The sequence below is a fragment of the Aeromicrobium panaciterrae genome (genome assembly GCF_039537165.1).
GTDB classification, from domain to species: Bacteria; Actinomycetota; Actinomycetes; order Propionibacteriales; family Nocardioidaceae; genus Aeromicrobium; species Aeromicrobium panaciterrae.
Genome location: NZ_BAAAZZ010000002.1, coordinates 1 through 21,589 on the forward strand (window position 1 = coordinate 1; position 21,589 = coordinate 21,589).

20 protein-coding genes and 1 tRNA gene are annotated in these 21,589 nt (G+C 68.4%); 3 read left to right on the forward strand and 18 right to left on the reverse strand.

Translation table 11 applies throughout. From position 1 onward, the window contains the following. Nucleotides 1-56 precede the first annotated feature (56 nt). The 9 genes from ABD683_RS00415 to ABD683_RS00455 all read right to left on the reverse strand — a co-directional run bounded on the left by ABD683_RS00415 (nucleotide 57) and on the right by ABD683_RS00455 (nucleotide 6,791). A tRNA-Asn gene (locus ABD683_RS00415) sits at nucleotides 57-129 on the reverse strand. Then, nucleotides 120-710, reverse strand: a complete 591-nt coding sequence (locus tag ABD683_RS00420) for a sigma-70 family RNA polymerase sigma factor (protein WP_344766313.1) — start codon at nucleotides 708-710, stop codon at nucleotides 120-122. Before ABD683_RS00420 ends, ABD683_RS00415 begins: the two co-directional genes overlap by 10 nt. 72 nt (nucleotides 711-782) lie before the next feature. Then, complete coding sequence (gene dnaG / locus ABD683_RS00425; protein WP_344766314.1) at nucleotides 783-2,663, reverse strand: DNA primase; 1,881 nt, start codon at nucleotides 2,661-2,663, stop codon at nucleotides 783-785. A gap of 41 nt (nucleotides 2,664-2,704) precedes the next feature. After that, entirely contained in the window at nucleotides 2,705-3,937 is a 1,233-nt protein-coding gene (locus tag ABD683_RS00430; protein ID WP_344766316.1) for a deoxyguanosinetriphosphate triphosphohydrolase, read from the reverse strand. Continuing rightward, nucleotides 3,934-4,404, reverse strand: coding sequence for a GNAT family N-acetyltransferase (locus ABD683_RS00435; protein ID WP_344766317.1), 471 nt, complete (start codon nucleotides 4,402-4,404; stop codon nucleotides 3,934-3,936). The genes ABD683_RS00430 and ABD683_RS00435 overlap by 4 nt, the downstream gene beginning before the upstream one ends. A gap of 88 nt (nucleotides 4,405-4,492) precedes the next feature. After that, complete coding sequence (gene mutM / locus ABD683_RS00440; protein WP_344766319.1) at nucleotides 4,493-5,344, reverse strand: bifunctional DNA-formamidopyrimidine glycosylase/DNA-(apurinic or apyrimidinic site) lyase; 852 nt, start codon at nucleotides 5,342-5,344, stop codon at nucleotides 4,493-4,495. A 5-nt stretch (nucleotides 5,345-5,349) separates the two neighbouring features. Continuing rightward, on the reverse strand, nucleotides 5,350-6,057 hold the full coding sequence (gene rnc / locus ABD683_RS00445; protein ID WP_425548524.1) for a ribonuclease III: 708 nt from the start codon (nucleotides 6,055-6,057) through the stop codon (nucleotides 5,350-5,352). Further along, nucleotides 6,057-6,242, reverse strand: a complete 186-nt coding sequence (gene rpmF / locus ABD683_RS00450) for a 50S ribosomal protein L32 (RefSeq protein WP_344766321.1) — start codon at nucleotides 6,240-6,242, stop codon at nucleotides 6,057-6,059. Before rpmF ends, rnc begins: the two co-directional genes overlap by 1 nt. A gap of 3 nt (nucleotides 6,243-6,245) precedes the next feature. Continuing rightward, nucleotides 6,246-6,791 (reverse strand): YceD family protein, encoded by a 546-nt coding sequence (locus ABD683_RS00455; protein WP_344766323.1) that lies wholly within the window; start codon nucleotides 6,789-6,791, stop codon nucleotides 6,246-6,248. Between the two features lie 155 nt (nucleotides 6,792-6,946). Between ABD683_RS00455 and dinB the strand changes: the two genes are divergently transcribed. Both dinB and ABD683_RS00465 read left to right on the forward strand, forming a co-directional pair. Continuing rightward, nucleotides 6,947-8,146: a DNA polymerase IV gene (dinB, locus tag ABD683_RS00460; RefSeq protein WP_344766325.1), complete on the forward strand. Its 1,200-nt coding sequence runs from the start codon at nucleotides 6,947-6,949 to the stop codon at nucleotides 8,144-8,146. A gap of 87 nt (nucleotides 8,147-8,233) precedes the next feature. Continuing rightward, the gene (locus ABD683_RS00465; protein WP_344766327.1) at nucleotides 8,234-8,620 is read left to right on the forward strand and encodes a hypothetical protein; all 387 of its coding nucleotides are present in this window, start codon (nucleotides 8,234-8,236) and stop codon (nucleotides 8,618-8,620) included. 12 nt (nucleotides 8,621-8,632) lie between these two features. Here ABD683_RS00465 and coaD read toward each other — a convergent pair whose 3' ends face one another. The 6 genes from coaD to ABD683_RS00495 form a co-directional block, all read right to left on the reverse strand. Then, a complete protein-coding gene (gene coaD, locus ABD683_RS00470) occupies nucleotides 8,633-9,106 on the reverse strand; it encodes a pantetheine-phosphate adenylyltransferase (RefSeq protein WP_344766329.1) in 474 nt (157 codons plus the stop codon). Nucleotide 9,107: 1 nt separating this feature from the next. Next, nucleotides 9,108-9,653, reverse strand: a complete 546-nt coding sequence (gene rsmD / locus ABD683_RS00475) for a 16S rRNA (guanine(966)-N(2))-methyltransferase RsmD (protein WP_344766330.1) — start codon at nucleotides 9,651-9,653, stop codon at nucleotides 9,108-9,110. Continuing rightward, nucleotides 9,650-11,788, reverse strand: a complete 2,139-nt coding sequence (gene recG / locus ABD683_RS00480) for an ATP-dependent DNA helicase RecG (RefSeq protein ID WP_344766332.1) — start codon at nucleotides 11,786-11,788, stop codon at nucleotides 9,650-9,652. Before recG ends, rsmD begins: the two co-directional genes overlap by 4 nt. Beyond that, nucleotides 11,788-13,374: a DAK2 domain-containing protein gene (locus ABD683_RS00485; protein ID WP_344766333.1), complete on the reverse strand. Its 1,587-nt coding sequence runs from the start codon at nucleotides 13,372-13,374 to the stop codon at nucleotides 11,788-11,790. The genes recG and ABD683_RS00485 overlap by 1 nt, the downstream gene beginning before the upstream one ends. A gap of 64 nt (nucleotides 13,375-13,438) precedes the next feature. Beyond that, nucleotides 13,439-14,272, reverse strand: coding sequence for a S8 family serine peptidase (locus ABD683_RS00490; protein ID WP_344766334.1), 834 nt, complete (start codon nucleotides 14,270-14,272; stop codon nucleotides 13,439-13,441). After that, complete coding sequence (locus ABD683_RS00495) at nucleotides 14,269-14,775, reverse strand: GAF domain-containing protein (RefSeq protein WP_344766337.1); 507 nt, start codon at nucleotides 14,773-14,775, stop codon at nucleotides 14,269-14,271. The genes ABD683_RS00490 and ABD683_RS00495 overlap by 4 nt, the downstream gene beginning before the upstream one ends. 88 nt (nucleotides 14,776-14,863) lie before the next feature. Here ABD683_RS00495 and ABD683_RS00500 point away from each other — a divergent pair, with 88 nt between their 5' ends. Next, a complete protein-coding gene (locus tag ABD683_RS00500) occupies nucleotides 14,864-15,097 on the forward strand; it encodes a hypothetical protein (protein ID WP_344766340.1) in 234 nt (77 codons plus the stop codon). A gap of 133 nt (nucleotides 15,098-15,230) precedes the next feature. Here the strand turns inward: ABD683_RS00500 and ABD683_RS00505 are convergent, their stop codons facing one another. The 3 genes from ABD683_RS00505 to ABD683_RS00515 all read right to left on the reverse strand — a co-directional run bounded on the left by ABD683_RS00505 (nucleotide 15,231) and on the right by ABD683_RS00515 (nucleotide 21,251). Then, nucleotides 15,231-15,929 carry a Crp/Fnr family transcriptional regulator gene (locus ABD683_RS00505; protein WP_344766343.1) on the reverse strand — a complete coding sequence of 233 codons (699 nt, stop codon included), beginning with the start codon at nucleotides 15,927-15,929 and terminating at the stop codon, nucleotides 15,231-15,233. 112 nt (nucleotides 15,930-16,041) lie between these two features. Continuing rightward, complete coding sequence (locus tag ABD683_RS00510; RefSeq protein WP_344766346.1) at nucleotides 16,042-19,587, reverse strand: ATP-binding protein; 3,546 nt, start codon at nucleotides 19,585-19,587, stop codon at nucleotides 16,042-16,044. Next, entirely contained in the window at nucleotides 19,584-21,251 is a 1,668-nt protein-coding gene (locus ABD683_RS00515) for an MFS transporter (RefSeq protein ID WP_344766348.1), read from the reverse strand. Before ABD683_RS00515 ends, ABD683_RS00510 begins: the two co-directional genes overlap by 4 nt. Nucleotides 21,252-21,589: the final 338 nt, after the last annotated feature.

Genomic DNA, 21,589 nt, shown 5'->3' on the forward strand with positions numbered 1-21,589 from the left:
GAGGTCGCACACATCAGCATGTGTGTACTAATGTGTGGACCTACCCCGGATTCTTGCTCCCCCGATTGGACTCGAACCAATAACCTGCCGATTAACAGTCGGCTGCTCTGCCAATTGAGCTACAGGGGATCGGCCCCACGGTGTGGAGCACGGTGCACAACCTTAGCAAGTACCAGGCGCAGATGCCGCATCGCCTTCGCCTCTCGCAGCCTGACCTGTGCGACGCTCAGCCCGCAGGTGTGCGCGACCTCGCTGAGCGTCATCGGTATGGGGTCTCCAGCGCCCAGCCCGTAGCGAAGTCGGAGCACCTCGGCGAGCTCGTCGGGCAGTCCGTCGAGCAGGTCGTCGTGGTATTCGATCGGCTCCTGAGCGGAGACACCGGCCGGCGCCGTGACCGGCTCGGGACGGCGCGACTGCCTCATTGCGGCACCGATCCAGTGCCATGCGTACGTCGCCAGACGCGTGCCGCAGTCGGGGTCGAACCGGTCGACGGCCCGGATGAGGCCGACCGCGCCCGACTGCACGGCGTCACGCATCTCGTCGCCGCGGAAGCCCAGCAGCATCGCTCGCAGAGCCACCGCGCGCATCCCTGCGGTGATCAGCTCGTCACGCGCCGCCTGGTCGCCGCCGCGCGCCCGTCGCGCCAGCGTCCGCTCATCGGCGAGGGCGAGCTGGGGCTGGTCGAGCAGGCTCTTGATGAAGGCGTCCACCACGCCAGCCTGCGATGCGTCGCACCGAGTGCGCACGAGGCTGCGGCCGGTTGTGGACGCACCGGCGCAGAATCAGAGGGTGGGGATGCCGATCGACCGGTCACGCAGCGAGCGGTGCTGCTGCTCCAGAGCGATGAGCTCACCGAACATCCGGTTGTAGGGCTCAGCCTCGTCGATCGGGTTGGTGCGCTGCAGCTTGGACTTGACCTCGTTGATGCGCCGTGCCGTGGTGAGGAGCTGGAGGCGTACGATCACCGACTCGACGACCGCCGCGGTGTTGCGCTCGCCCGCGCGCATCGGTTCGACCGCAGCGACGGCCAGGACACGCTTGAGCTCGTCGCTCGCGACCGAGTCAGACAGCTTGGGCAGCCAGTTGGCGTCGGGACCGTCGGGCCACGGCATCGCCTTGATGAATCCCCAGAGCTCTTGGGAGATCGGATGCGTGAAGTCGTTCTCGTCGAGGTCGTCGATCAGGCTCTTGGCCAGGTGTGGATGCTGCACGATCGCCTTGAGTGCCTCACGCTCGTCGAAGAACTGGGGAGCGCCGAAGCTCGAGACCTGGATGGTCGGCACGTCGCCGGTCGGCGCCGCGGCGCGCGTCGACGTGGTGGGAGTCGCCTTGGGAGCGGCGGCACGCTTGCGGTGCTCGGCGCGTACCTGCTCGATGTCGACGCCGACGCGCCCTGAGATCTCGCGGAGCAGCTCATCGACCTTGGACTTGTCGCGGATCGACGAGGCCAGCGTCACGGCCTCGCGCACGGCGTCGACGCGCTGGTCGCCGCGGTCGAGGTCGTAGCGGCTCAGCATGTTGTCGAGAACGAAGCGGTAGAGCGGGATGCGAGACGCGACGAGCTCGCGTACGGCGGCGTCACCGTCGGCGAGGCGGAGGTCACAGGGGTCCATGCCGCGCGGCTCGACGGCGACGTAGGTCTGGGCGACGAACTGCTGATCGCCGCTGAACGTCTTGAGCGCCGCACGCTGGCCGGCTTCATCACCGTCGAACGTGAAGATGACCTCGCCGTGGAACGCGTCGTGGTCAAGCATGAGACGTCGCATGACCCGTGCGTGGTCTTCGCCGAACGCCGTGCCGCAGGTCGCGACGGCGGTCATGACACCGGCTTGGTGGCACGCCATGACGTCGGTGTAGCCCTCGACGATGACGGCCTGGCTCGACGACGAGATCGCCTTGCGGGCCATGTCGAGGCCGTAGAGCACCTGGCTCTTCTTGTAGATCGGGGTCTCGGAGGTGTTGAGGTACTTGGCCTCGACCCGGTCGTCGTCGAACATGCGACGGGCGCCGAAGCCGATGATCTCGCCGGTCATCTCGCGGATGGGCCACAGCAGCCGCCCCCGGAACCGGTCGTAGAGCCCTCGCGAACCCCGGGCCGCGAGTCCGCCGATCGTCAGCTCGTCGTCGGTGAATCCCTTGGCCTTGAGGTGGGAGACGAGCGCCTCTCCCCCGCGCGGCGCAAAGCCCATGCCGAATGTCTCGGCGGCCGCCTGGTCGAAGCCGCGGTCCTTGACGAACTGACGGCCGACCTCGGCGTCGGCCGACGACTGCAGTGCGGCGGCATAGAACGCGCCGGCCTCGCGGTGCGCCTCGAGCAGCCGGTTGCGCTGCTGCGGGTCGCGGCGGGGGCCGGAGTCGCCGTCCTCGTAGCGAAGCGTGATGCCGTACTTGGCGGCCAGACGCTCGACCGCCTCGACGAACGTCAGGCCCTCGATCTCCATGAGGAACTTGTAGACGTCGCCGGACGCGTCGCAGCCGAAGCAACGGTAGAAGCCCTGCACCGGCCGTACGTTGAACGACGGCGACTTCTCGTCGTGGAACGGGCACAGGCCGATGCGGTTGCCGCCCGCGTTGCGCAGCGTGACGTATTGCTCGATGACCTCGTCGATGCGGGCGCGTTCGCGAACGAGCTGGATGTCCTCGTCCTTGATCCGCCCTGCCATGTGGTGAATGTTAGTCGGCCGGTCCCACACCCATGCGGCGGTCAGCTGAGGAGGCGCAGGCCCCAGGAGCGGGCCGAGACATCCGTGAGGCTGGCGACCTGGTCGATGATGGCCCGGCGGCGACCGGCGTCATCGGCGGCGCGGGCAAAATCGGCGGCGAACTCCGGCTCAAGGTCACGCCCTTCGCCGCGGTCCAGCACCTCGACCAGGGCGTGCAGCAGCTCACGCTGTCGGCCCTGCGGTCCGACGCGGTCCTCCGCCCGCATGACGTAGTGCGCCGCGATCGACTTGAGCACGGTGATCTCGTCGCGGGTGTCACCTGGCACCTCGAGGTCGGCGTCGAACCGTATGAGGGGCCCTTCGCCCCACCGCTCCTTCGTCGCGAGCTCCGCGGCGTGGGCGAAGCGACCGATCAACGCACTCGTCAGGCTCTTGAGGACGGCGCCTTCGACACGGCTGCCGTCGAACCGCGACGTCGGCCACTCCGGCATCTCCTGCAGCCGCAGCGATGCGGCGTCGAGGCGGTCGTCGGTGACGGTGGCGTCGTACCAGTCACGTGCCACCTCGTGGATCGCCGTACGGTCGAGCTCACCCGTGCCGAGCGCGAACCAGCCACCCACGACCCCGTCCTCGACGTCGTGCACCGAGTAGGCGATGTCATCGGCAAGATCCATGACCTGGGCTTCGATCGGGCGGCGCTTCGCGGGCGCGCCGTCGCGGAGCCACTCGAACACCGGTAGGTCGTCGGCGTACGCGCCGAACTTCGCACCGCCGTCGGGTGCCTCGCCGCGAGCCCACGGGTACTTCACGCACGCCGACAGCGTCGCCCGTGTCAGGTTGAGCCCGACGCTGGAGCCATCGGCGTCGAACGCCTTGGACTCGAGCTTGCTCAGGATGCGCAGGGTCTGGGCGTTGCCCTCGAAACCGCCGCACGACGCCGCTGCGTCATCGAGCGCGACCTCCCCGTTGTGGCCGAACGGTGGATGACCGAGGTCGTGGGCGAGAGCGGCCGAGTCGACGATGTCGGGATCGCAGCCGAGCGCCTTGCCCAGCTCACGGGCCACCTGGGCAACCTCGAGCGAGTGCGTGAGCCTGTTGCGCACGAAGTCGTCGAAGCCTGCACCCAGCACCTGCGTCTTGGCCGACAACCTGCGCAGCGCGGCCGAGTGCACGACACGGGCGCGATCACGCTCGAACGGCGTACGACCCGCACGCTTCGGTGGCTCGTCGACGAATCGCTCGGACGCCTCGGGACCGTACGGCGCGTCGGTCAACGGATGACCTTGGCCATGTTGATGTTGGTCGCCTCGAAGCCGGCGGACTCGTACAGGCTCACGGCGGTCGTGTTGTGGGCGAACACGTGGAGCTTGAGCAGGCCGATGCTGTGGTCGGCGCACCACTCCTCGGCGGCGGTCAGGAGCTCTCGACCGAGCCCCTTGCCGCGGTGCTCCTCGGCGATCTCGATGTCGTAGATCATGGTCTCGGGCACCTGGTGCGCGGGATCGGTGAACAGCCACAGCACGCCCACCTCCTCGCCGTCGACGAGGCCGACGAAGATGTCATGGCCCGGGGTCTCGAGACCCCGCGGCAGGTCGGCGGCATTCTCCCTGGCGGAGCGTTCAAGGGCGCCCTCGGCGGGCCAGTTGCCCGAGTCGACCTTCTCCTTGGCGAACTCGACGATGAGTCGCTCGTTCCACGACACGTACCGCTCGGCGGTCATGGGCTGCAAGGTGACGGGCACGGGGATCAGGCTATCTCTGGTTGTCAGCGGTGCCTGAGCGTCCACCGTAGATCGTCCGGTGGACGCTCAGGCACCGCTCCCGGGTGGGCTAGAACTTGCCGTTGCGTGGCCGGGGCTGGCAGGACGGGCACCAGTAGGACGAGCGGTTCATGAACGCGTCTCGGCGCATCGGCGTGCCACAGCGCTGGCACGGCTTGCCCTCCTGCCCATAGGCCTGCAGCGAGCGGTCGAAGTAGCCGCTGGTGCCGTTGACGTTGACGTAGAGCGCATCGAACGACGTGCCGCCCTGCTGCAACGCCTCACGCATCACCTGGGTGATGTTGCCGAGCAGCGCCTCGACCTCTCGGGCTCTGAGGTGGCGCGTGTTGCGGGCGTAGTGCAACGGCGTGCGCCAGAGCGCCTCGTCGGCGTAGATGTTGCCGACCCCCGAGATCAGGGTCTGGTCGAGGATCGCGCGCTTCACGCCGGTCTCACGCCTGCCGAGGCGTACGGCGAACTCCTCCGCGTCGAAGGCAGGGTCCAGCGGGTCACGGGCGATGTGGGCGATCTCGTCGGGCAGCTCGGCGCCGTCCTCGCTGAACGACATGCCGCCGAAGATCCGCTGGTCGGCAAACCGCAGCTCGCGCCCGTCGTCGAGCGCCAGCGACACACGCAGGTGGCGGGGTGGCTCGTCACCGGCGTCGGCGATGAGGAACTGCCCGCTCATGCCGAGGTGGCAGAGCACGGCGTCACCGTGGTCGAGCTGCATCCAGAGGTACTTGCCACGACGGGCGGCGCCGACGACGGTACGGCCCTCGAGCCGGGAGACGAAGTCAGCCGGTCCGGCGAGGTGGCGGCGTACGGAACGGACGTCGAAGACCTCGGCTCCCGTGATGGTGCGACCAACCACGTGGTCGTGGATGCCGAGGCGGACGACCTCGACCTCAGGCAGTTCGGGCATTGCGCTCAGGCACTGGCTTCGAGGTCGGCGGTGATGGCGCGCCAGGCGATCTCGGCGACCATCTGCTCGGCTTCCTTCTTGGACGAGCCGGTGCCACCGTCGAACAGCCGCTCGCCAACGTGCACCTTGGCGGTGAAGGTCTTGTCGTGGTCGGGACCCGTGCCCTCAAGCACGTATTGCGGGACTCCGAGATCGTTGTTGGCGGCGATCTCCTGCAGGGACGTCTTCCAGTCGAGACCCGCACCGAGCTTGGCGGCCTCGGCGATCACCGGGTCGAAGATGCGGTGGATGACCTCGGCGGAGCGTTCGATGCCGAACTGTACGTAGATCGCGCCGAGCAGGGCCTCGACGGTGTCGGACAGGATCGAGGCCTTGTCACGGCCGCCGGTGGCCTCCTCGCCGCGACCCAGTCGTACGTGCTCGCCGATCCCGAGCGTACGGGCGACGACGGCCAGCGCCTTGGCGCTCACGACGGCAGCGCGGAGCTTGGCCAGCTGGCCCTCGGGCAGATCGGGGTGATTGGTGAAAAGTGTGTCGGTAACGACGAGCCCCAGCACCGAGTCGCCGAGGAACTCGAGGCGCTCGTTGTTGGGCACACCGCCGTTCTCGTAGGCGAACGAGCGGTGCGTCAGGGCGTGCTGAAGGAGCCCGGGATCAAGATCCTGGACACCCAGGATCTCCCGGAGCGCGTCAGTGTCGACTGACGCGGATATTAGAGAACCTGGCGGCTCTCGCCGCGAGCTCCGTACTGACCGCACTTGGGGCACGCGTGGTGCGGCTGTGTCTTGGAGTCACACGCCGGGTTGGCGCAGTCGACGATCTGGGTTGCGGTCGTCTTCCAGGCTGAACGGCGGTGGCGCGTGTTGCTGCGCGACATCTTCCTCTTCGGGACTGCCACGATCTACTCCTTGCTGTCGTCGGGAGTGTTGCCCGACTCTGATGTCTCGGCTGTGCTGACCGGTTGGTCCGCCAGCTGGCTCAACGCCGACCAACGAGGGTCGATCGCCTCACCGTGTGTGTGATCTGGATCGTCCGCGAGCCGTGCGCCACACTCGGCACACAATCCCGGACAGTCCGGACCACACAGTGGGTTGTGCGGCAGTGCAAGCACCACTGCGTCCCGCAATGCGGTTTCGAGGTCGAGTAGCTCTCCCTCGAGGATGAAGCTGTCTTCAGATTTTTGATCCTCGGGCGCATCGTCGTAGAGGTAAAGCTCCTGGAATCCCACGGCAATCTGGTTGTCGATCGATTCGAGGCACCGTACGCACTCACCTGTTGCTCGCGCCGAGGCGGACCCTGTTGCCAGGATGCCTTCCATGATGGCCTCGAGCCGGAGCTCGATGTCCACCGGGGAACCCTCGGGCACGCCGTAGACGTCGTACCCAAGATCTGCCGGTGCTTCGATCGTGACGGTGAAGCTGCGTTCGGCGCCCGGTTTGCGACCCATCTCATGGGTATCGAAAACCAGAGGTCCCGACAACACGTTTGACCATCCATCCAGATGCACGACAAATCTTCGACCTGCAAGCAGGCCGAAGAGAATCCTAACCCGCGGAGCCACACCGAGGCCAATCGGTCAGACCCCGCTGGGACGATTCGATCATGGCTGACAGCACCGTGACCGAGGGCACCGTGCTGCACGCCGACCTCGACGCGTTCTTCGCCTCGGTCGAGCAGCGTGACGACCCCTCGCTGCGGGGCCGTCCGGTGATCGTCGGAGGCGGTGTCGTGATGGCCGCGTCCTATGAGGCCAAGCGTGCCGGCGTACGTACGGCCATGGGCGGGCGTCAGGCACTGCGCATCTGCCCCGACGCCATCGTGGTGCCACCTCGGATGCATGCCTACACGCAGGCGAGCCGTGACGTGTTCGACGTCTTCCACGACACCACACCGATGGTCGAGGGCCTGTCGATCGACGAGGCGTTCCTCGAGGTCGGCGGGTTGCGGCGCATTCGCGGACTGCCCTCCTCGATCGCCGCCCAGCTCCGGGTCGACGTGATGCACCGGGTCGGGCTGCCGATCTCGGTCGGTGTGGCGCGTACGAAGTACCTCGCCAAGGTCGCCAGCGCCGTGTCCAAGCCGCAGGGGTTGCTCGTCGTGCCGATCGAGCAGGAGCTCACGTTCCTGCACGCGCTGCCCGTCGAGCGGCTGTGGGGCGTCGGCAAGGTCACCTCCGGCAAGCTCCGCGCGGCACGCATCAACACCGTCGGTGACGTCGCGGCGATGTACGAGCAGGAGCTCGTCCAGCTCCTGGGCCCCGGCAGCGGCCACCACCTCCACGCACTCGCCCACAACCGTGACCCGCGGCCGGTCGTCACCGGCAAGCGCCGCGGCTCCATGGGAGCCCAGCACGCCATCGGCCGTGGCCATCACACCGCGGAAGAGCTCGACCTGACGCTGCTGGGTCTCGTCGACCGCGTCGCCGGCCGCATGAGGTCGGCCGGTCGTACGGGCAGCACCGTCACGATCCGGCTCCGGTTCGGCGACTTCACCCGATCGACGAGCTCTCACACGCTGCCGCGTCCGACCTCCCACACGCTGACGATCCTCGACGTCGCGCGTCACCTCCTGGCGTCGCGGGCGGGCGTGATCGCCGAGAAGGGCATCACGTTGATCGGCGTCTCGGTGGGATCGCTCGACGACAACCCGATGCAGCTCACACTCCCGCTCGACGTCGTCGGCGGGGCAACGATCGACGACGCAGTCGACGCGATACGCGACAAGTTCGGCTCGAAGGCGCTTCGCCGCGCGGTCCAGGTCGGTCGGACGGAGCGAGACGCCATGCCCATCCTGCCCGACTGATCCCTGCCAGTGCTTGTGTCGATTTCTGCGCGACGATACGAGCCCAAACGCCGATATCGTGGGTTCAACGCGTCCTACCCTTGGTCGATGGAGGCCGAGGACGGCGAGCTTCTGGCAGCAGAGGGAGCATCACCCAGCATCGAGGGCATCGTCCTTGCCCTGCGTCGCGTCATCTACCGCTGCGAGCTCCTGCAAAACGCTGAGTTCTCCGACGGTGATCGTCAGGCCCTGTGGGAGTCGATCGTCGTCGCCCTGGCTGACATCAAGCAGCTCGACGGATGCAATCGAGCAACGCACGACGTGATCGTCCATGAACGCAGCCGCCACGGCGCCCAACCCGGCGCCATGTCCGTCATCCCTGATGGCGTCTCGCTGGAAGATCTGGAGACGGGTTGCCTCGCACCCCCGTACGTCGATCCAAAGGCAGCAAGATCACTCGCCGAAGCCCTGATCGAACAGCTCACCGGGCGCTAGGCCGCGGGCGGCTCAGGCGAACTTGGCCTTGAGCTTGTCGAGGACGAAGTCGGGGACGAGGCCCGAGACGTCGCCGCCGTGCTTGGCGACTTCCTTGACCAGGCTGGAGGCGAGGAATGAGTACTCGGGAGTCGTGGGGATGAACACGGTGTCGACCTCCGTCAGGCTGCTGTTCATCTGGGCCATCTGCAGCTCGTAGTCGAAATCCGTGACGGCGCGCAGGCCCTTGACGATCGCCGAGATGGCGTTCGCGCTGCAGAAGTCGACCAGCAGCCCGTTGAAAGACGAGACCGAGACATTGGGCAGGTGCTGGGTGGCCTCGGCCAGCAGGTCCTGACGCTCATCGATCGTGAAGAGGCCCTTCTTGGCCTCGTTCACGAGCACCGCCACGACGACTTCGTCGAACAGGCGCGCAGCACGCTCGATGATGTCGAGGTGACCGTTGGTCACGGGGTCGAACGAGCCGGGACACACGACCTTCGTCATGTCAGCGACCGTACCAAAGCGATGTCTCGCCGTACGCCTTGCTCCTGAGAGGTTCGACACCCTCCGGCCACGTGAACGGATCCCGGGTGGACCGCTCGACCACGAACAACGCATCGGGTGCGGTCCACCCGTCAGCCAGGGCAGAGACCTGGGCGGAGACATTGTCGGTCGATAGGGCGTACGGCGGGTCGAGGAACACCAGGTCGAATGGTCTGCCGGGCGTGGTGCCCAGGAATCGCTCGACCGTCGTACGCAGGACGACCCCGGCTGCACCGAGGGACGTCACGTTCTGCTTGACGACGTCTGCCGCCCGCGAGTCCGACTCGACGAACGTCGCATGATCCGCACCGCGCGAGAGTGACTCGAGACCGAGTGCACCCGAGCCCGCGTACAGGTCGAGCACCCGCAGTCGGTCGAAGCCGCCGAGCTCGGACTGCAGCGACGAGAACAACGCCTCGCGCACCCGGTCGCTGGTGGGTCGGGTGCCGTCGCCCTTGGGTGTCTTGATCTGCCGGCCGCCGTACTCCCCCGCGATGATCCGGGTCATGTGCGCTCCAGGTAGTCGGCCTGCTCGGAACGTTCGAGCTCGGCGACGGCATCCGCCAGTGCCGGATGGTTGGCCAACAACGGGTCCGCCGCGACGATCAGCTCGGCGGCAGCACGTGCCTCATCGATGACCTCGCCATCGCGTACGACCGACAGCAGCCGCAGGCTCGAACGCACCCCCGACTGACGGGCACCGAGCACGTCGCCCTCGCGGCGGAGCTCGACGTCCAGGCGTGAGAGCTCGAACCCGTCGTTGGTGCCGGCGACGGCATCGAGGCGCTCCCTCGTCGGCGTGCCCTCCTCCGCCGAGGTCACCAACAAGCACAGGCCCTTCTCGCTGCCTCGGCCGACGCGGCCGCGCAGCTGATGGAGCTGGGACATGCCGAACCGGTCGGCGTCCATGATGACCATCACGGTGGCGTTGGGCACGTCGACGCCGACCTCGACGACGGTCGTTGCCACGAGCACATCGAGGGTGCCGCCGCCAAAGGCATTCATCGCCGAATCCTTCTCCTCCGGCGTCATGCGCCCGTGCAGCGTCCCGACCCGCAGGCCCTGCAGCGGGCCGGCGATCAGCTCGTCGGCGAGCTCGACCAGCGAGCGGGTGTCCTTGTCATCAGCCGCACCGTCGTCGCCGATGCGCGAGACCACGACGTACGCCTGGCGGCCGTTGCCGACCTCCTCGCGCACGCGTTCCCACGCTCGGTCGAGCCACGACCGTCGATCGGACGGCACCACCGTGGTCTGGATCGGCTGGCGGCCTGCCGGCAGCTCACGCAGCGTCGAGACCTCCAGGTCGCCGAACACGCTCATCGCGATCGTCCGCGGGATCGGGGTGGCCGTCATGACGAGGACGTGCGGCGTCACCTCGGCGCGGTCGACCAGTGCCGAGCGCTGCTCGACGCCGAAGCGATGCTGCTCGTCGACCACCAGCAGACCCAGCTCGGCGAACTGCACGTGGTCCTGGATCAGCGCGTGCGTGCCGACGACGATCCCGGCTTCACCAGACGCCGCATCGAGGAGTGACTCGTTGCGCGCCTTGGCGCCCATCGAACCGGTGAGCAGGCGTACGCGGGTGGCTCCGTCTGCGCCGCCGAGCATGCCGCCCTTGGCGAGATCTCCGAGCAGGCCCGTGATGGCGCGGTAGTGCTGCGATGCGAGGACCTCCGTCGGCGCGAGCAGTGCTGCCTGACCACCGGAGTCGATGACCTGCAGCATCGCCAGCAGCGCCACGATCGTCTTGCCGGAGCCGACCTCGCCCTGCAGCAGCCGGTGCATCGGGTGCGGCTTCTCCAGATCGGCCGCGATCTCGTCGAGCACGGACTGCTGCCCAGCGGTCAACCTGAAAGGCAGCTGCTTCTCGAAGCGTTCGCGCAGCCCACCCGCGGCGACCGGCCGAGCCTTGGCGCGCTCGTTCTCGACCGCGAGTCTGCGCTGCGCGAACACGGTCTGCACGACGAATGCCTCCTCGAACCGGAAGCGGTCGCGTGCGCCCTGCCAGTCACGGGAGTTGCGGGGTCGGTGGATCGCCTCGAAGGACCCCACCAGGTCGTAGAAGCCGCGGGAGTCGCGCACCTCGGCCGGCAACGGATCGGCCATCGGGTCGATCGCGTCGAGGCACATGCCGACGCAGCGCTCGATCTTCCAGGTCGCCATCTTGGCGGTGGCCCGGTAGATCGGGATGATGCCGCGACTCAGCCGGCTCGACTCGGTCGGGTCATCGGAGGCCTCGATCGACTCCCAGTCGGGATGCGTCAGCTGGAGCTTGCGGTTGAACTCCGTCACTTCTCCAGCCGCGAGGCCGAGCGTGCCGGGGATCATCGACTTGAGCCGCCAGGCCTGCTGGAAGAACGTCAGCGTGAGCTGGCCGGTGCCGTCGGTCACGACGACCTCCGTACGGGTGCGCCGTCCTCCCGGCCCGAACGAGTGGTTCTTGACCGAGGCGATGCGAGCCATGATCGTCACGTGCTGGCCGACGACCAGCTCAGACAGGTCCGTCAGCTTGCCCAGCTCGGCATAGCGGCGCGGATAGTGCCGGAGCAGGTCGCCGACGGTCGTGATCTCGAACGCCGTCGCCAAGGGCTTCGCGGTCTTGTCGCCGAGGACGTTGACGAGCTTGGTGTCGAGATCGACCATCACTCGACCGCGATGAAGAGCGGGTAGTTCTCCTGGCCCCCGTCGTAGACCACGAGATCGACGTCCGGGCGGGCCTGGCGCAGGTGCTCGGTCAGGTGCGCCTCGACGCCTTCGGCGCCACCTTCGCCGAGCACGACGGTGACCATCTCGCCGCCGGGCGACAGAATGCGATCGAGCACCGCGACGGTCACCTCGAAGACGTCGTCACCGACGACGGCGAAGTCGCCGGCGATCACGCCGAGCACGTCGCCGGGCTTGCAGGGTCCGACCATGGTCATGCCGGGCTCGGTCGCGATCGTCACGGCGCCGTGCTGCGTGTGGGCGGCGGCGCTCGACATGGCCACCACGACCTCGTCGAAGCCGAGTCCGGGATCGTGAACCGCCAGTGCGGCGAGGCCCTGCACCTGCGCCGTCGTCGGGATCACCGCAACGCGTACGCCGTCCTGGCGTGCAGCCTGCGCCGCGGCCTCGAACTGGCCGATGTAGCGGTGGTTGTTGGGCAGCACGATGATCTCGTCGGCGCCGGAGTCCTTGAGGGAGGCGCCCATCGCGGCAACCGTCAACGGCTCGTCGCGGGTGAACGCGAGGGCCAGCGCACCCGCCTCCTCGCACAGAGCCGTGAGCCCGGTGCCCGTCGTGGCCGCGATGACGACGCGACCGCCCTGGGGGCGCTGGGCGATCTGGTCGGCGAAATGGGTGACCGTGATGCGGTAGGGCCGCCCGGCCGCGATGCCCGCCTCGATCGCGGCACCGACGTCGTCGACGTGCACGTGGATGTTCCAGAGCCGATCGCCGCCCACCACGACGAGCGAGTCCCCGAGCGGCAGGAGGCTGGCTCTCAGGGCCGGGATCGCCGTGTCGTCGGCCTCGAGGAGGTACATGACTTCGTACGAGGGCCCATCGGCGCTGAGATCGTCTCCTGGCACCAGCACCGGCACCGGGACCGGGGCCGTGACGCGTTCGGGCACCCGTCCCGTGAGCGCCTGCTCCGTGGCGTCGAGCACCACGACGAGGGCTCGCCCTCCGGCGTCGACGACTCCCGCTCGGGCCAGCACCTCCATCTGCTGCGGCGTGCGGGCAAGGGCGACACGGGCTGCGTTGGCGGCCTTGCCGAAGACCGTACGACCATCGATCCCGGCCTCGGCGGCCTCCGTCGCACCGACCGCGGCGGCGCGGGCCACCGACAGGATCGTGCCCTCGACGGGTATGCCGACCGCGGCGTAGGCCGCATCGGATGCCGCGACGAACGAGGCGGCGACATCGGCGGCCGTCACCTCGCCTGCCAGGTCGAGACGGGAGAAGCACGCCCGCACGAGCTGCGACAGGATCACGCCGGTGTTGCCCTTGGCGCCCGTCAGCAGTCCGTCGGTGTAGGCCTTGACCAGCTCCGGGAGATCGGTCCCCCGGGGAAGCCCGCTGACGGCGTCGGCGCCGGAGACGAACGTCAGGTAGGCGTTGGTGCCGGTGTCACCATCTGGCACCGGGAACACGTTGAGCGCGTCGATCTCGGCACGGGCGACCGACAGCGCCTCGGCACACAGCTGGGTCCACGCCCGAAACGCCGTGGAGTTGAGGGTGAGGCCCATGTGGCGAGGTTATCGGTCGGCGACCCACACCCGGCGGACCCACGGCGCGTGGCCGGCACGGCAGTCATGCATCGTGCGCACTGCCGGTCCTGCTGCTGTTGTCGCTCACAGCCTGCAGCACGGCTTTGACCTGATAGGGCACCAGACCCGGATGCTTGGCGAGGATCAGCGCGGCCATCGCGGTGACGTGCGGAGCCGCAAAGCTGTTGCCGGTTGCGACGGTGCTGCCGCCGTCGAGCCACGCCACCTCGAGGTCGATCCCCCGAGCACCGAACTCGACGGGTGGCTGGGGATTCGCCGACAGCGTCCAGGGGTCGTCGCTGGGCCTGCACGCGACCGAGACGACCGACGCGAACTCCGACGGGTACGTCGGACCGGGCTGGTTGTTCGCCGCACAGACCAGCAACGTACGGGCGAAGTAGGCGATGTCGGCCACCTCGTGCAGCGGCGCGTACATCGACTCGCTCTTGCTCGACAGCGACAGGTTCGCGACATGGAAGCCGTGATCCACTGCCCAGAGGAGACCGGCATGGAACAGGAGCCCGCGACCCTTCAGGTTCGAGCCGAGGACCCGGATGCTGTGCAGCTCGACGTCGGGCGCCATGGAGCGGACGATCGCCGCGCACGCGGTGCCGTGGCCGTACAGGTCCTCGTGCGGCCCCTCGACTGCCCGATAGCCCTCGCTGCGGGTGTCGTCCGACTCCATGGCGACGGCGGAGGCCACGCCGCCGACATCGGGGTGATCGGCGTCTATGCCGCTGTCGACGATCGCGACAGACACGCCGGCGCCGGTCGAGCCGCCGAAGGCCCATTCCCGCGCGTCCTCGAGCGGAAGCGAGGGAAGATCAGGGAGGTGGTCCGAGGCGAACGCCTCCGACCAGGCCGGGAGCCCGCTCATCCGCGGTTGTTCTCCACCAACTGGGCGACTCGGCGACCGAGGTCCAGGAACCGTCGATCGGACTCTGACGGCCCATCACCTGCAACGATCGCCCCGAGCTGCGAGGCGAGTGTGCCCAGCACGGCCAATGGCCAGTCACCCGAGAGGTCGATGCCCGGATCGAGGACCTCCATCACTCCGATGACCTCGCCCCCCGAGTCGAAGAACGGCGCAGCCAGAATCGTCGTCGGCACGTAGCCGGTGCTCTCCGCGATGTCACGAGCGAACCTGGCATCGCTGCGGACGTCTCGTACGGCAATCGGCTGGCCCGACATCGCCGTCCAACCCACCAGCCCGCGCCCGACGGGCACCTCGATGCCGATCACCTCGGCGGACCCGACACCGTCGGCCGCCGTGAAGGTCAGGCTCGCACCGTCCGGGCTCGCCAAGGCGCAGGAGCACGCCGCGGCGTCGAACAGCACGCGTACGGCTGCCACCGAACGGGTCAGATCCTCAGTGCTCACAGTCCGTGCCTCCGGTCATCGGTGACAACGGTACGAGGCCCCACCCGAGCCGGGGCCTCGTACCGCAGAGCAATCAGCGGAGAACGCGATGGCCCTCGGTGTCGTCCCCGTCGTCCTTGTTCGGGGCGCGGAGAACGCGGTGACCCTCAACTTCGGAGTCCTCGTCAGGGCTGACTCGAAGGACGCGGTGCCCCTCGACGTCGTCGTCGCCGGGCTCCTCGTCAGAGCTGGCGCGCAGTACGCGGTGCCCCTCGACGTCAGTCTCCTCGCCGAGCTCCTCATCAGTGCTGTCACGCAGTACGCGGTGGCCCTCGACGTCTGAATCGTCGGGTCGTCGTGGATTGACCATGATGTTCTCCTGGGGTTGTGGGAGATCGGGACTCTCCCGCTGGTTGATACCTTCCTCGGACTTCTCGGGTGGTTCCGTCGGGCAGCCGACACAAGAACCGTCGACTTCATGACGCTAGTTGGCCCAGGCTGCTGGGCTGGTGGACCACGATCCGGCCACGCCCCAACTCGACGACGCCGCGGCGGGCCAGCCTCTGGAGTACTTCGTTGACGCTCGGCCGGGTCCCACCCACGAGTCCGGCCAGCTGTTCCTGCGTCAACGGCACAGTCACCGGATGCCCGGGATCGCCGTCGCCGTAGACCCTGACCAGGTCCAGCAGCCGGCGGTGTACGCGCCGGTCGAGATTGTCGTACATCGTCTCCACCAGCCGGATGCTCAGCTCCTCGACGCGGCTCGACAGCAGCGAGAGCAGAAGCTCTCCACTCGCGGGATAACGCTGGCGAAGATCGGCGAAGGCGGAGGTCGTCAACGCCCGCGTCGTCGCGGGTTCGAGCGCGACGACGGTTGCGGTACGCGTTGGATTGCCGTTCCCGAGCAGGGAGAGCTCTCCGAACCAGTCACCTGGACCGATCACGTTCAGCAGTGCGGTGTCCCCGGCGGCTGTGTCGACCCGTATGGCGAGCCGACCCTGCTCCACGAGGTGGAGGCTGTCAGATGGGTCGCCTTCGCGGACCAGCACCTCGTTGCGCGCGTAGCCACGCCGACGGGTCCGGGCGAGCAGCTGCTCGCGCTCGACCTCGGGCAGTGATGCGAGGAGCGCCCAGTCGATCGATCGCGGTATGGCGCCAACGCTCGAGACGGCCATCGTGCGCTCCCGGAAGTCGGAGTTTCCCGGCTGCCCGGGTTCGGTGTCGTGCTGTGCTCAGTTCTACGCCTGCGCCGTTCCCCTGTCGTCCGTGCTGGCACGGATGCTGGACTCAGAATCGCTGAGGGAGGTCGTCCCGCCACCGTGTTGCGCCGATCCGCCGGTAGACCTCACGGGCTTGATCCACCAGGTCGTTGCTCTCGTCGTGTCGCCCCTGGCGTGCCACCCACCTCCCCAGATCGGCAGCGACGTGCGCCTCGAACAGCGATGCGCCCCATCCGCGCGCGCTTGAGAGCGCGTCCCGATAGGCCTCTTCGACCGCTTCGTCGGTGAGCGATCCGTCTTCACCGGCGAACGCACGGAGGCGGGCATGCTGCGCGCGAACACCTTGCGGCAGCGGGCCGCCGCGTACGGTGGCGAGCTCCAGCAGTGCAACAGCGGACTCCCGATCCCCCTGCGCCCTGACAACCTCGGCCGCGATGATCCAGATCAACCAGATGTCGATCGAGGTGGACGCCGACTCGACGATGCGGCGTACCCCCTCCATGGCCAGCCGAGCGGCATCAGCGCGACCGGCTCCGAGCGACTCGAGAGCCCTGTCGGTGTAGTACTCGGCGAGAACTGTCGGGTCCTCGATGCCTTCCGGCGCCTGGTCTGCCATCTCGACGACCGGCGCTCGGTCCTCGCCGCGGGCGATCGCCTGGTAGCGCAGGGCGATGTCAGACGTGAATGCGAGGAACTTCTGTACGTCCTCGCGCCCGGCCAGAAGTGCGGCCTCCTCCCACTCACCGTCGAGAAGCAGAGCCGTGGCGAGGTTGCTGGTGGCGAAGGCGAGCACGATCTCCTCACCGATCTCCCGACCGCTCTCCATGGCCTCCCGGCCGGTCAGGATCGCCTCCGACACGTCCTCGAACGTCTTGAGGGCCGTGAGGTTGAGCAGCGCCGCGCTGCGTTCGCGAACTGCGCGGTGCTCCCCGGCCAACGTCGCGGCCTGTTCAAACAGCAACGCCGCCAGGTGCGGCATGGAGTCACTGCAGCTGAGCGCCTGCACCGACCAGCTGTCCGCAATCCTGCGCGGATCCCCTGTCAGCTCGCCCAGGGTCAGGGCTTCCTGCGCCACCGCCGCGAGACCCGAGCCGCCCGTGCTGAGCAGCACGGTTGCCAGCGCGCCCACCAGGTCGAAACGAGCCTCGAGCACCGGTGGGTCCGTGGGCACCTCCGGCAGCCGCTCGAGCATGTCGCGCACCAGCTGTTCGGCACGGCCGAGGTCGCCCTCGTCGTAGACGAGCGCTCGGGCGAGATCCTCGGTCGCGGTTGCCATGCCGAGGAGGTCTCCGGCCGCCTCGAAGCCGATGACGGCCTCCCCCGCGTGCTCGATGGCTGCGCCGTGATCGCCACTCAACCGGAGCTGGCGGGCCAGCCGGCTCTGCACCGCGAGCCGACGTTCGGGCGCGCATCGCTCCAGCGCCAGCGCCAGATAGGCAGCCGCCTCGCGCGGCGCCCCGAGACCGGCGGCCCGATCAGCGGCAAGCTCGAGGTGCTCGGAAGCCGCCTGGGTCAGCTCGGGCACATCAGGATCGCCGGGCACCGCGTCGATCGCGTCGAGGTAGTGCTGGGCGATGATCGGAGCGAGCTCGTACGCCTCGCTGCGCACTGCCAGCTCCGCAGCGAGCTTGGTGGCGACGTTGAGGTGGCTTGCCTTGCGGTCGCGCCGGGCCAACATCCCGTACGCAACCTGCCGTACGACGCCCTGCACGAACCGGTAGCTCCCGAACTCAGAGTTCATCCGATCCGTCTCGCGGCGCAGCACCTCGCGTCGGAACAGGTTGGCGAGGGCGTGCTCGAGGTCGGGTACGTCCTCGCAGATGGCGGTGATCCCCTGATCGGTGAACACCAGGCCCAGCACGCTTGCGCGGTCCACCACGCGGCGCTCGTCCTCGGGCAGTGTGTCGAGCCGGGCAGCGATCAGGGCCTGCAGGGTCTTCGGCGCGGCCAGCGTCGTCAGGTCGACGCCATCCGGATCTGCGAGCACGTGCGCGCCGTCACGCAGCACGACGACCTCCTGGTCGATCAGTGAACGCACGGTCTCGATCGCGAACAGCGGCACACCCTCGGCGCGAGAGACCAGCTCTGACCGGATCTCGTCCGGCACGCCGGTGACGAGCTCGTCCACCAGCTCAGCCATCTCGGCGTCGGACAGTGCCTCCAGGTGGACCACCGTGACACGCCGATTGCCGACCAGCCCAGCGTGCTCGGCGAGCAGCTCCGGCCGAGCGAGGACCAGCACGAACACGGAGAAGTCCGCGGCGGTGAGCAGGTGCTCGAGGAAGTCCACCAGCGCGTCGTCGGCGTACTGCGCGTCGTCGACGACCAGCACCACCGGCGCGTCCGCCGCCTCGCCGGCGTACCTGAAGAACGTCGTCCAGGCCAGGAAGAGGTCGTCTCGGGTGAACGCCGTGCTCGTGTCCTGCCCGAGGAGGGCGGCCAGGCGCGGTTCGAGCCACTCGCGGTCGGACTCCTCGTGCACGCAGGCCACGAGCGCCTCGTGCAGCGGCGGGCGTCCGTCCGGGTCCTCCGCGCCCGAACCCGCCAAGGCGCTGATCCGGCTGCGAACGGCTTCGGCAAGCGCGTAGTAGGCCACACCCTCCCCGTACGACAGGCAGCGCCCGCGATGCCAGAGCACGTCGGCGTCGAGGCCGTCGACATATTTCTCGAACTCCCAACCCAGTCGTGACTTGCCGATCCCGGCTTCGCCGTCGACCACGAGCATCCCGGGGCGCAACGAGGCCTGGATCCCGTGGAAGACCTCCTTGACGAGCCGGAGCTCGCGGTCGCGACCGATCAGTGGGGCCTCGAGCCCGTCGTCGCGTCGATCCCCGCCGATGTTCGCGACCACCGCGCGTACGGACCAGAGCGGGACGGGCTCTGCTTTGCCCTTCATGGCGTGCGAGCCGGCGTCGTCATACGTGATGGCCGATGAGGTGAACGTACGCGTGGTCTCGTCGATCCACACCTGGCCGGGCGCGGCGGCGGCCTGGATCCGGGCGGCGGTGTTGACCGGATCGCCGGCCACCATCCCCTGACCCGTTGCGCCGAGGGTGACCGCCACCTCGGCCGTGGTGATGCCGACCCGCATGGACAGCCCCGGCACGTTGATCCGCTCGCCGAGCGCAGAGACTCGCTCGACCAGCTCCAGGCCGGCCCGGACGGCGCGCTCGGCGTCGTCCTCCCGGGTCACCGGCAGGCCCCACACCGCCATCACGGCGTCGCCGATGAACTTCTCCAGCTCACCGCCGTACCGTGCGACGACGGCGCGGCACTCCTCGAAGTAGTCCGTCAGCAGCTCGCGGACCTCTTCAGGGTCCCTGCTCTCCGACAGCGTCGTGAACCCGACGAGGTCACCGAACAGCACGCTGGTGATCTTTCGCGCCATGCCCTGCGGCTGAGCCGGCTCGCGCGTCGCCTCGGGAGCGCCGGCAGGTGCGCCGCTGGGCGTGCCGCAGGCCGGGCAGAACCGAGCACCCGGGGGCAGATCGGCACCGCATGACACGCAGGCCGCCGCCGGGAATGCCGTTCCGCAGGAAGAGCAGAAGGCGGCATCGGCCTGACCGGTTGCGCCGCACGCCTCACACGTCCTCGACGCGTCTCCAACGCTCACGCGCGGAGCCTACGCGCAATCACGTCGTCGAACGCGCTGATCGAATCGGCTGTCTGACTGACCGCCGCAAGGAGGTCCTCGCGCTCGATGACCAGGAACTCTGAATCCACCGTGGTCTTCACGGTGGCCGTACGCGGGACGTCCCGAAGCAGGCCGATCTCGCCGAAGAACTCCGACGGTCCCTCGGTACGCAGCAGCCGTCCCTGTTGGGTGACCTCGACCTCGCCGGTGACGATCAGGTAGAACCGATCGGACGCATCACCTTCAGCGAGAACCGTTGTCCCGGCGGCCTCCCGTACGCGATCCGCGGCGTGTGCGAGAAGCTCGAGTGCCGGTGCCGGCAGCTCGGCGAATGCGGGGACGTCGCGCAGCAGGGCCATCTCCGCCGGCGCCGTCAGTCGCTCGTCGAGAGCGCGCATCCGCGACTGCCGTGTCACGCCGACCACCAGGGGAATCGCAGCGGTGACGGCCAGCGCTCCGCGCAGTCCGAGCCAGTCAACGAGCGCCGGCGTGACGAACGCACCGGCCGCCATCGGAGCAACCAGGCAGGTGTCGATCGCCGAGAACACGCGAGAGACCATGGCCGAGGGCGTGAGCCGCTGCGGGATGGTGTCGATCCCGAGTGAGCCCAGTGGTTCGCACAGGCCGATCACCACGATTGCTGCGACGGCGGTGACGGCCGACGGGAACGCAGCCAGCGCGAGCAGGGGCAACCCCCAACCCACGACGACTCCCAGGACCAGGTCCTGGCCGAGACGAGAGCTGCTCAGTCGACCGAGGATCAGGAGGCTGCCCGCCACGGTGGCGACACCGAGCACCGAGTTGAGATAGCCAAGCCCCTTCGGTCCCGAGTCGAGCGTGTCGATGGCGATCAGCACCATGAAGACGGTCATCGCGCCCCACGCGTACCCGATCGAACCGGCGAGGATCGCCACGCTGCGCAGGTCCCGGTCGCGCCCGATCAGCCCGAACCCGGACGACAGCTGCTTCCAGAAGCCCGCCTTGGCCTCCCCGTCCTCCGGATCCGCCGGCCCTGCACTGATGTCGCTCGGCTTGGCCCGTACGCCGAGGAGCATCACGGTCGACCAGACGAACGTTGCCGCGTTGAGCCAGAACACCTCCTCCACGCCGGACACGCCGATGATCACGCCGGCCAGCGCGGGCCCGACGAAGATCATGACGCTCTCGATGTTCGAGGAGAGCGCATTCGCCGTCGTGAGCTGCGAGGGCGACTCGACCAGCTCCGTCAGCAGCCCAGCCTCCGCGGCACGGAAGGGAGCACCGATGATGGCGGCCGTGATCGCCAGGACGTACACGGCCCAGGACGGTCCGTCGGCCACCACGATCAGCCCAGCCCCGCCGACCAGGACCGCACGGAGCACGTCGGTCGTGATCATGAAGAGTCGCCGCGACATCCGATCGGCGAGCACGCTCCCGATCGGCCCGGCCACCGCGAGGACGATGAAACGCACGGCCTGGTAGACGCCCACCGCTGTGGCGCCACCGTCCTGGTAGGCCCAGACGACCATCGCCGTCGCGAAGGCCCAGTCGCCGAGCGTCGAGCCCAGGAAGGCGAGCTGCAGACGACGTACGCGCGGGTTGCGCAGGACAAGCATGATCCGCTGACGGTTGGTCTCCGCCTTGGCCTCAGAGGTCTCGGTCATCGACGCCCCCACAGACAGACGGGGTGTTGTCCACGAGGATCATCCGGAGCACAGCCACGAGCCGATTGTCTCGCGAGATCCGACGGCCCCGCAGCGGAACTCGAGCGTTGGATGGCGACCTCACCACGTTTCGCCGTCCACGGACCGTGGATCCTGAGGCGCGTCGGGGAATCATCTTCACGAGGTTTCACGGTGGCGGTTTCGCCGCGGGACGCTCAACCCGCGTCAACGCTCGGCCGCGGGCGGCCTCGGCTTCGGCGGATTCGCGTTGGCGTTGGGTGATCGGCTATTCTTGAGCGGTTGTCTTCCGACGGACTCGTCAAAGGCACCCTCAAACG

Excerpts from the sequence above, each read along its gene's own strand:
- dnaG (WP_344766314.1), bottom strand. The coding sequence starts at position 2,663 with ATGGCAGGGCGGATCAAGGACGAGGACATCCAGCTCGTTCGCGAACGC.
- mutM (WP_344766319.1), bottom strand. The coding sequence starts at position 5,344 with ATGCCCGAACTGCCTGAGGTCGAGGTCGTCCGCCTCGGCATCCACGAC.
- ABD683_RS00455 (WP_344766323.1), bottom strand. The coding sequence starts at position 6,791 with ATGGGTCGCAAACCGGGCGCCGAACGCAGCTTCACCGTCACGATCGAA.
- dinB (WP_344766325.1), top strand. The coding sequence starts at position 6,947 with ATGGCTGACAGCACCGTGACCGAGGGCACCGTGCTGCACGCCGACCTC.
- ABD683_RS00465 (WP_344766327.1), top strand. The coding sequence starts at position 8,234 with ATGGAGGCCGAGGACGGCGAGCTTCTGGCAGCAGAGGGAGCATCACCC.
- coaD (WP_344766329.1), bottom strand. The coding sequence starts at position 9,106 with ATGACGAAGGTCGTGTGTCCCGGCTCGTTCGACCCCGTGACCAACGGT.
- rsmD (WP_344766330.1), bottom strand. The coding sequence starts at position 9,653 with ATGACCCGGATCATCGCGGGGGAGTACGGCGGCCGGCAGATCAAGACA.
- recG (WP_344766332.1), bottom strand. The coding sequence starts at position 11,788 with ATGGTCGATCTCGACACCAAGCTCGTCAACGTCCTCGGCGACAAGACC.
- ABD683_RS00485 (WP_344766333.1), bottom strand. The coding sequence starts at position 13,374 with ATGGGCCTCACCCTCAACTCCACGGCGTTTCGGGCGTGGACCCAGCTG.
- ABD683_RS00490 (WP_344766334.1), bottom strand. The coding sequence starts at position 14,272 with ATGAGCGGGCTCCCGGCCTGGTCGGAGGCGTTCGCCTCGGACCACCTC.
- ABD683_RS00500 (WP_344766340.1), top strand. The coding sequence starts at position 14,864 with ATGGCCCTCGGTGTCGTCCCCGTCGTCCTTGTTCGGGGCGCGGAGAAC.
- ABD683_RS00505 (WP_344766343.1), bottom strand. The coding sequence starts at position 15,929 with ATGGCCGTCTCGAGCGTTGGCGCCATACCGCGATCGATCGACTGGGCG.
- ABD683_RS00515 (WP_344766348.1), bottom strand. The coding sequence starts at position 21,251 with ATGACCGAGACCTCTGAGGCCAAGGCGGAGACCAACCGTCAGCGGATC.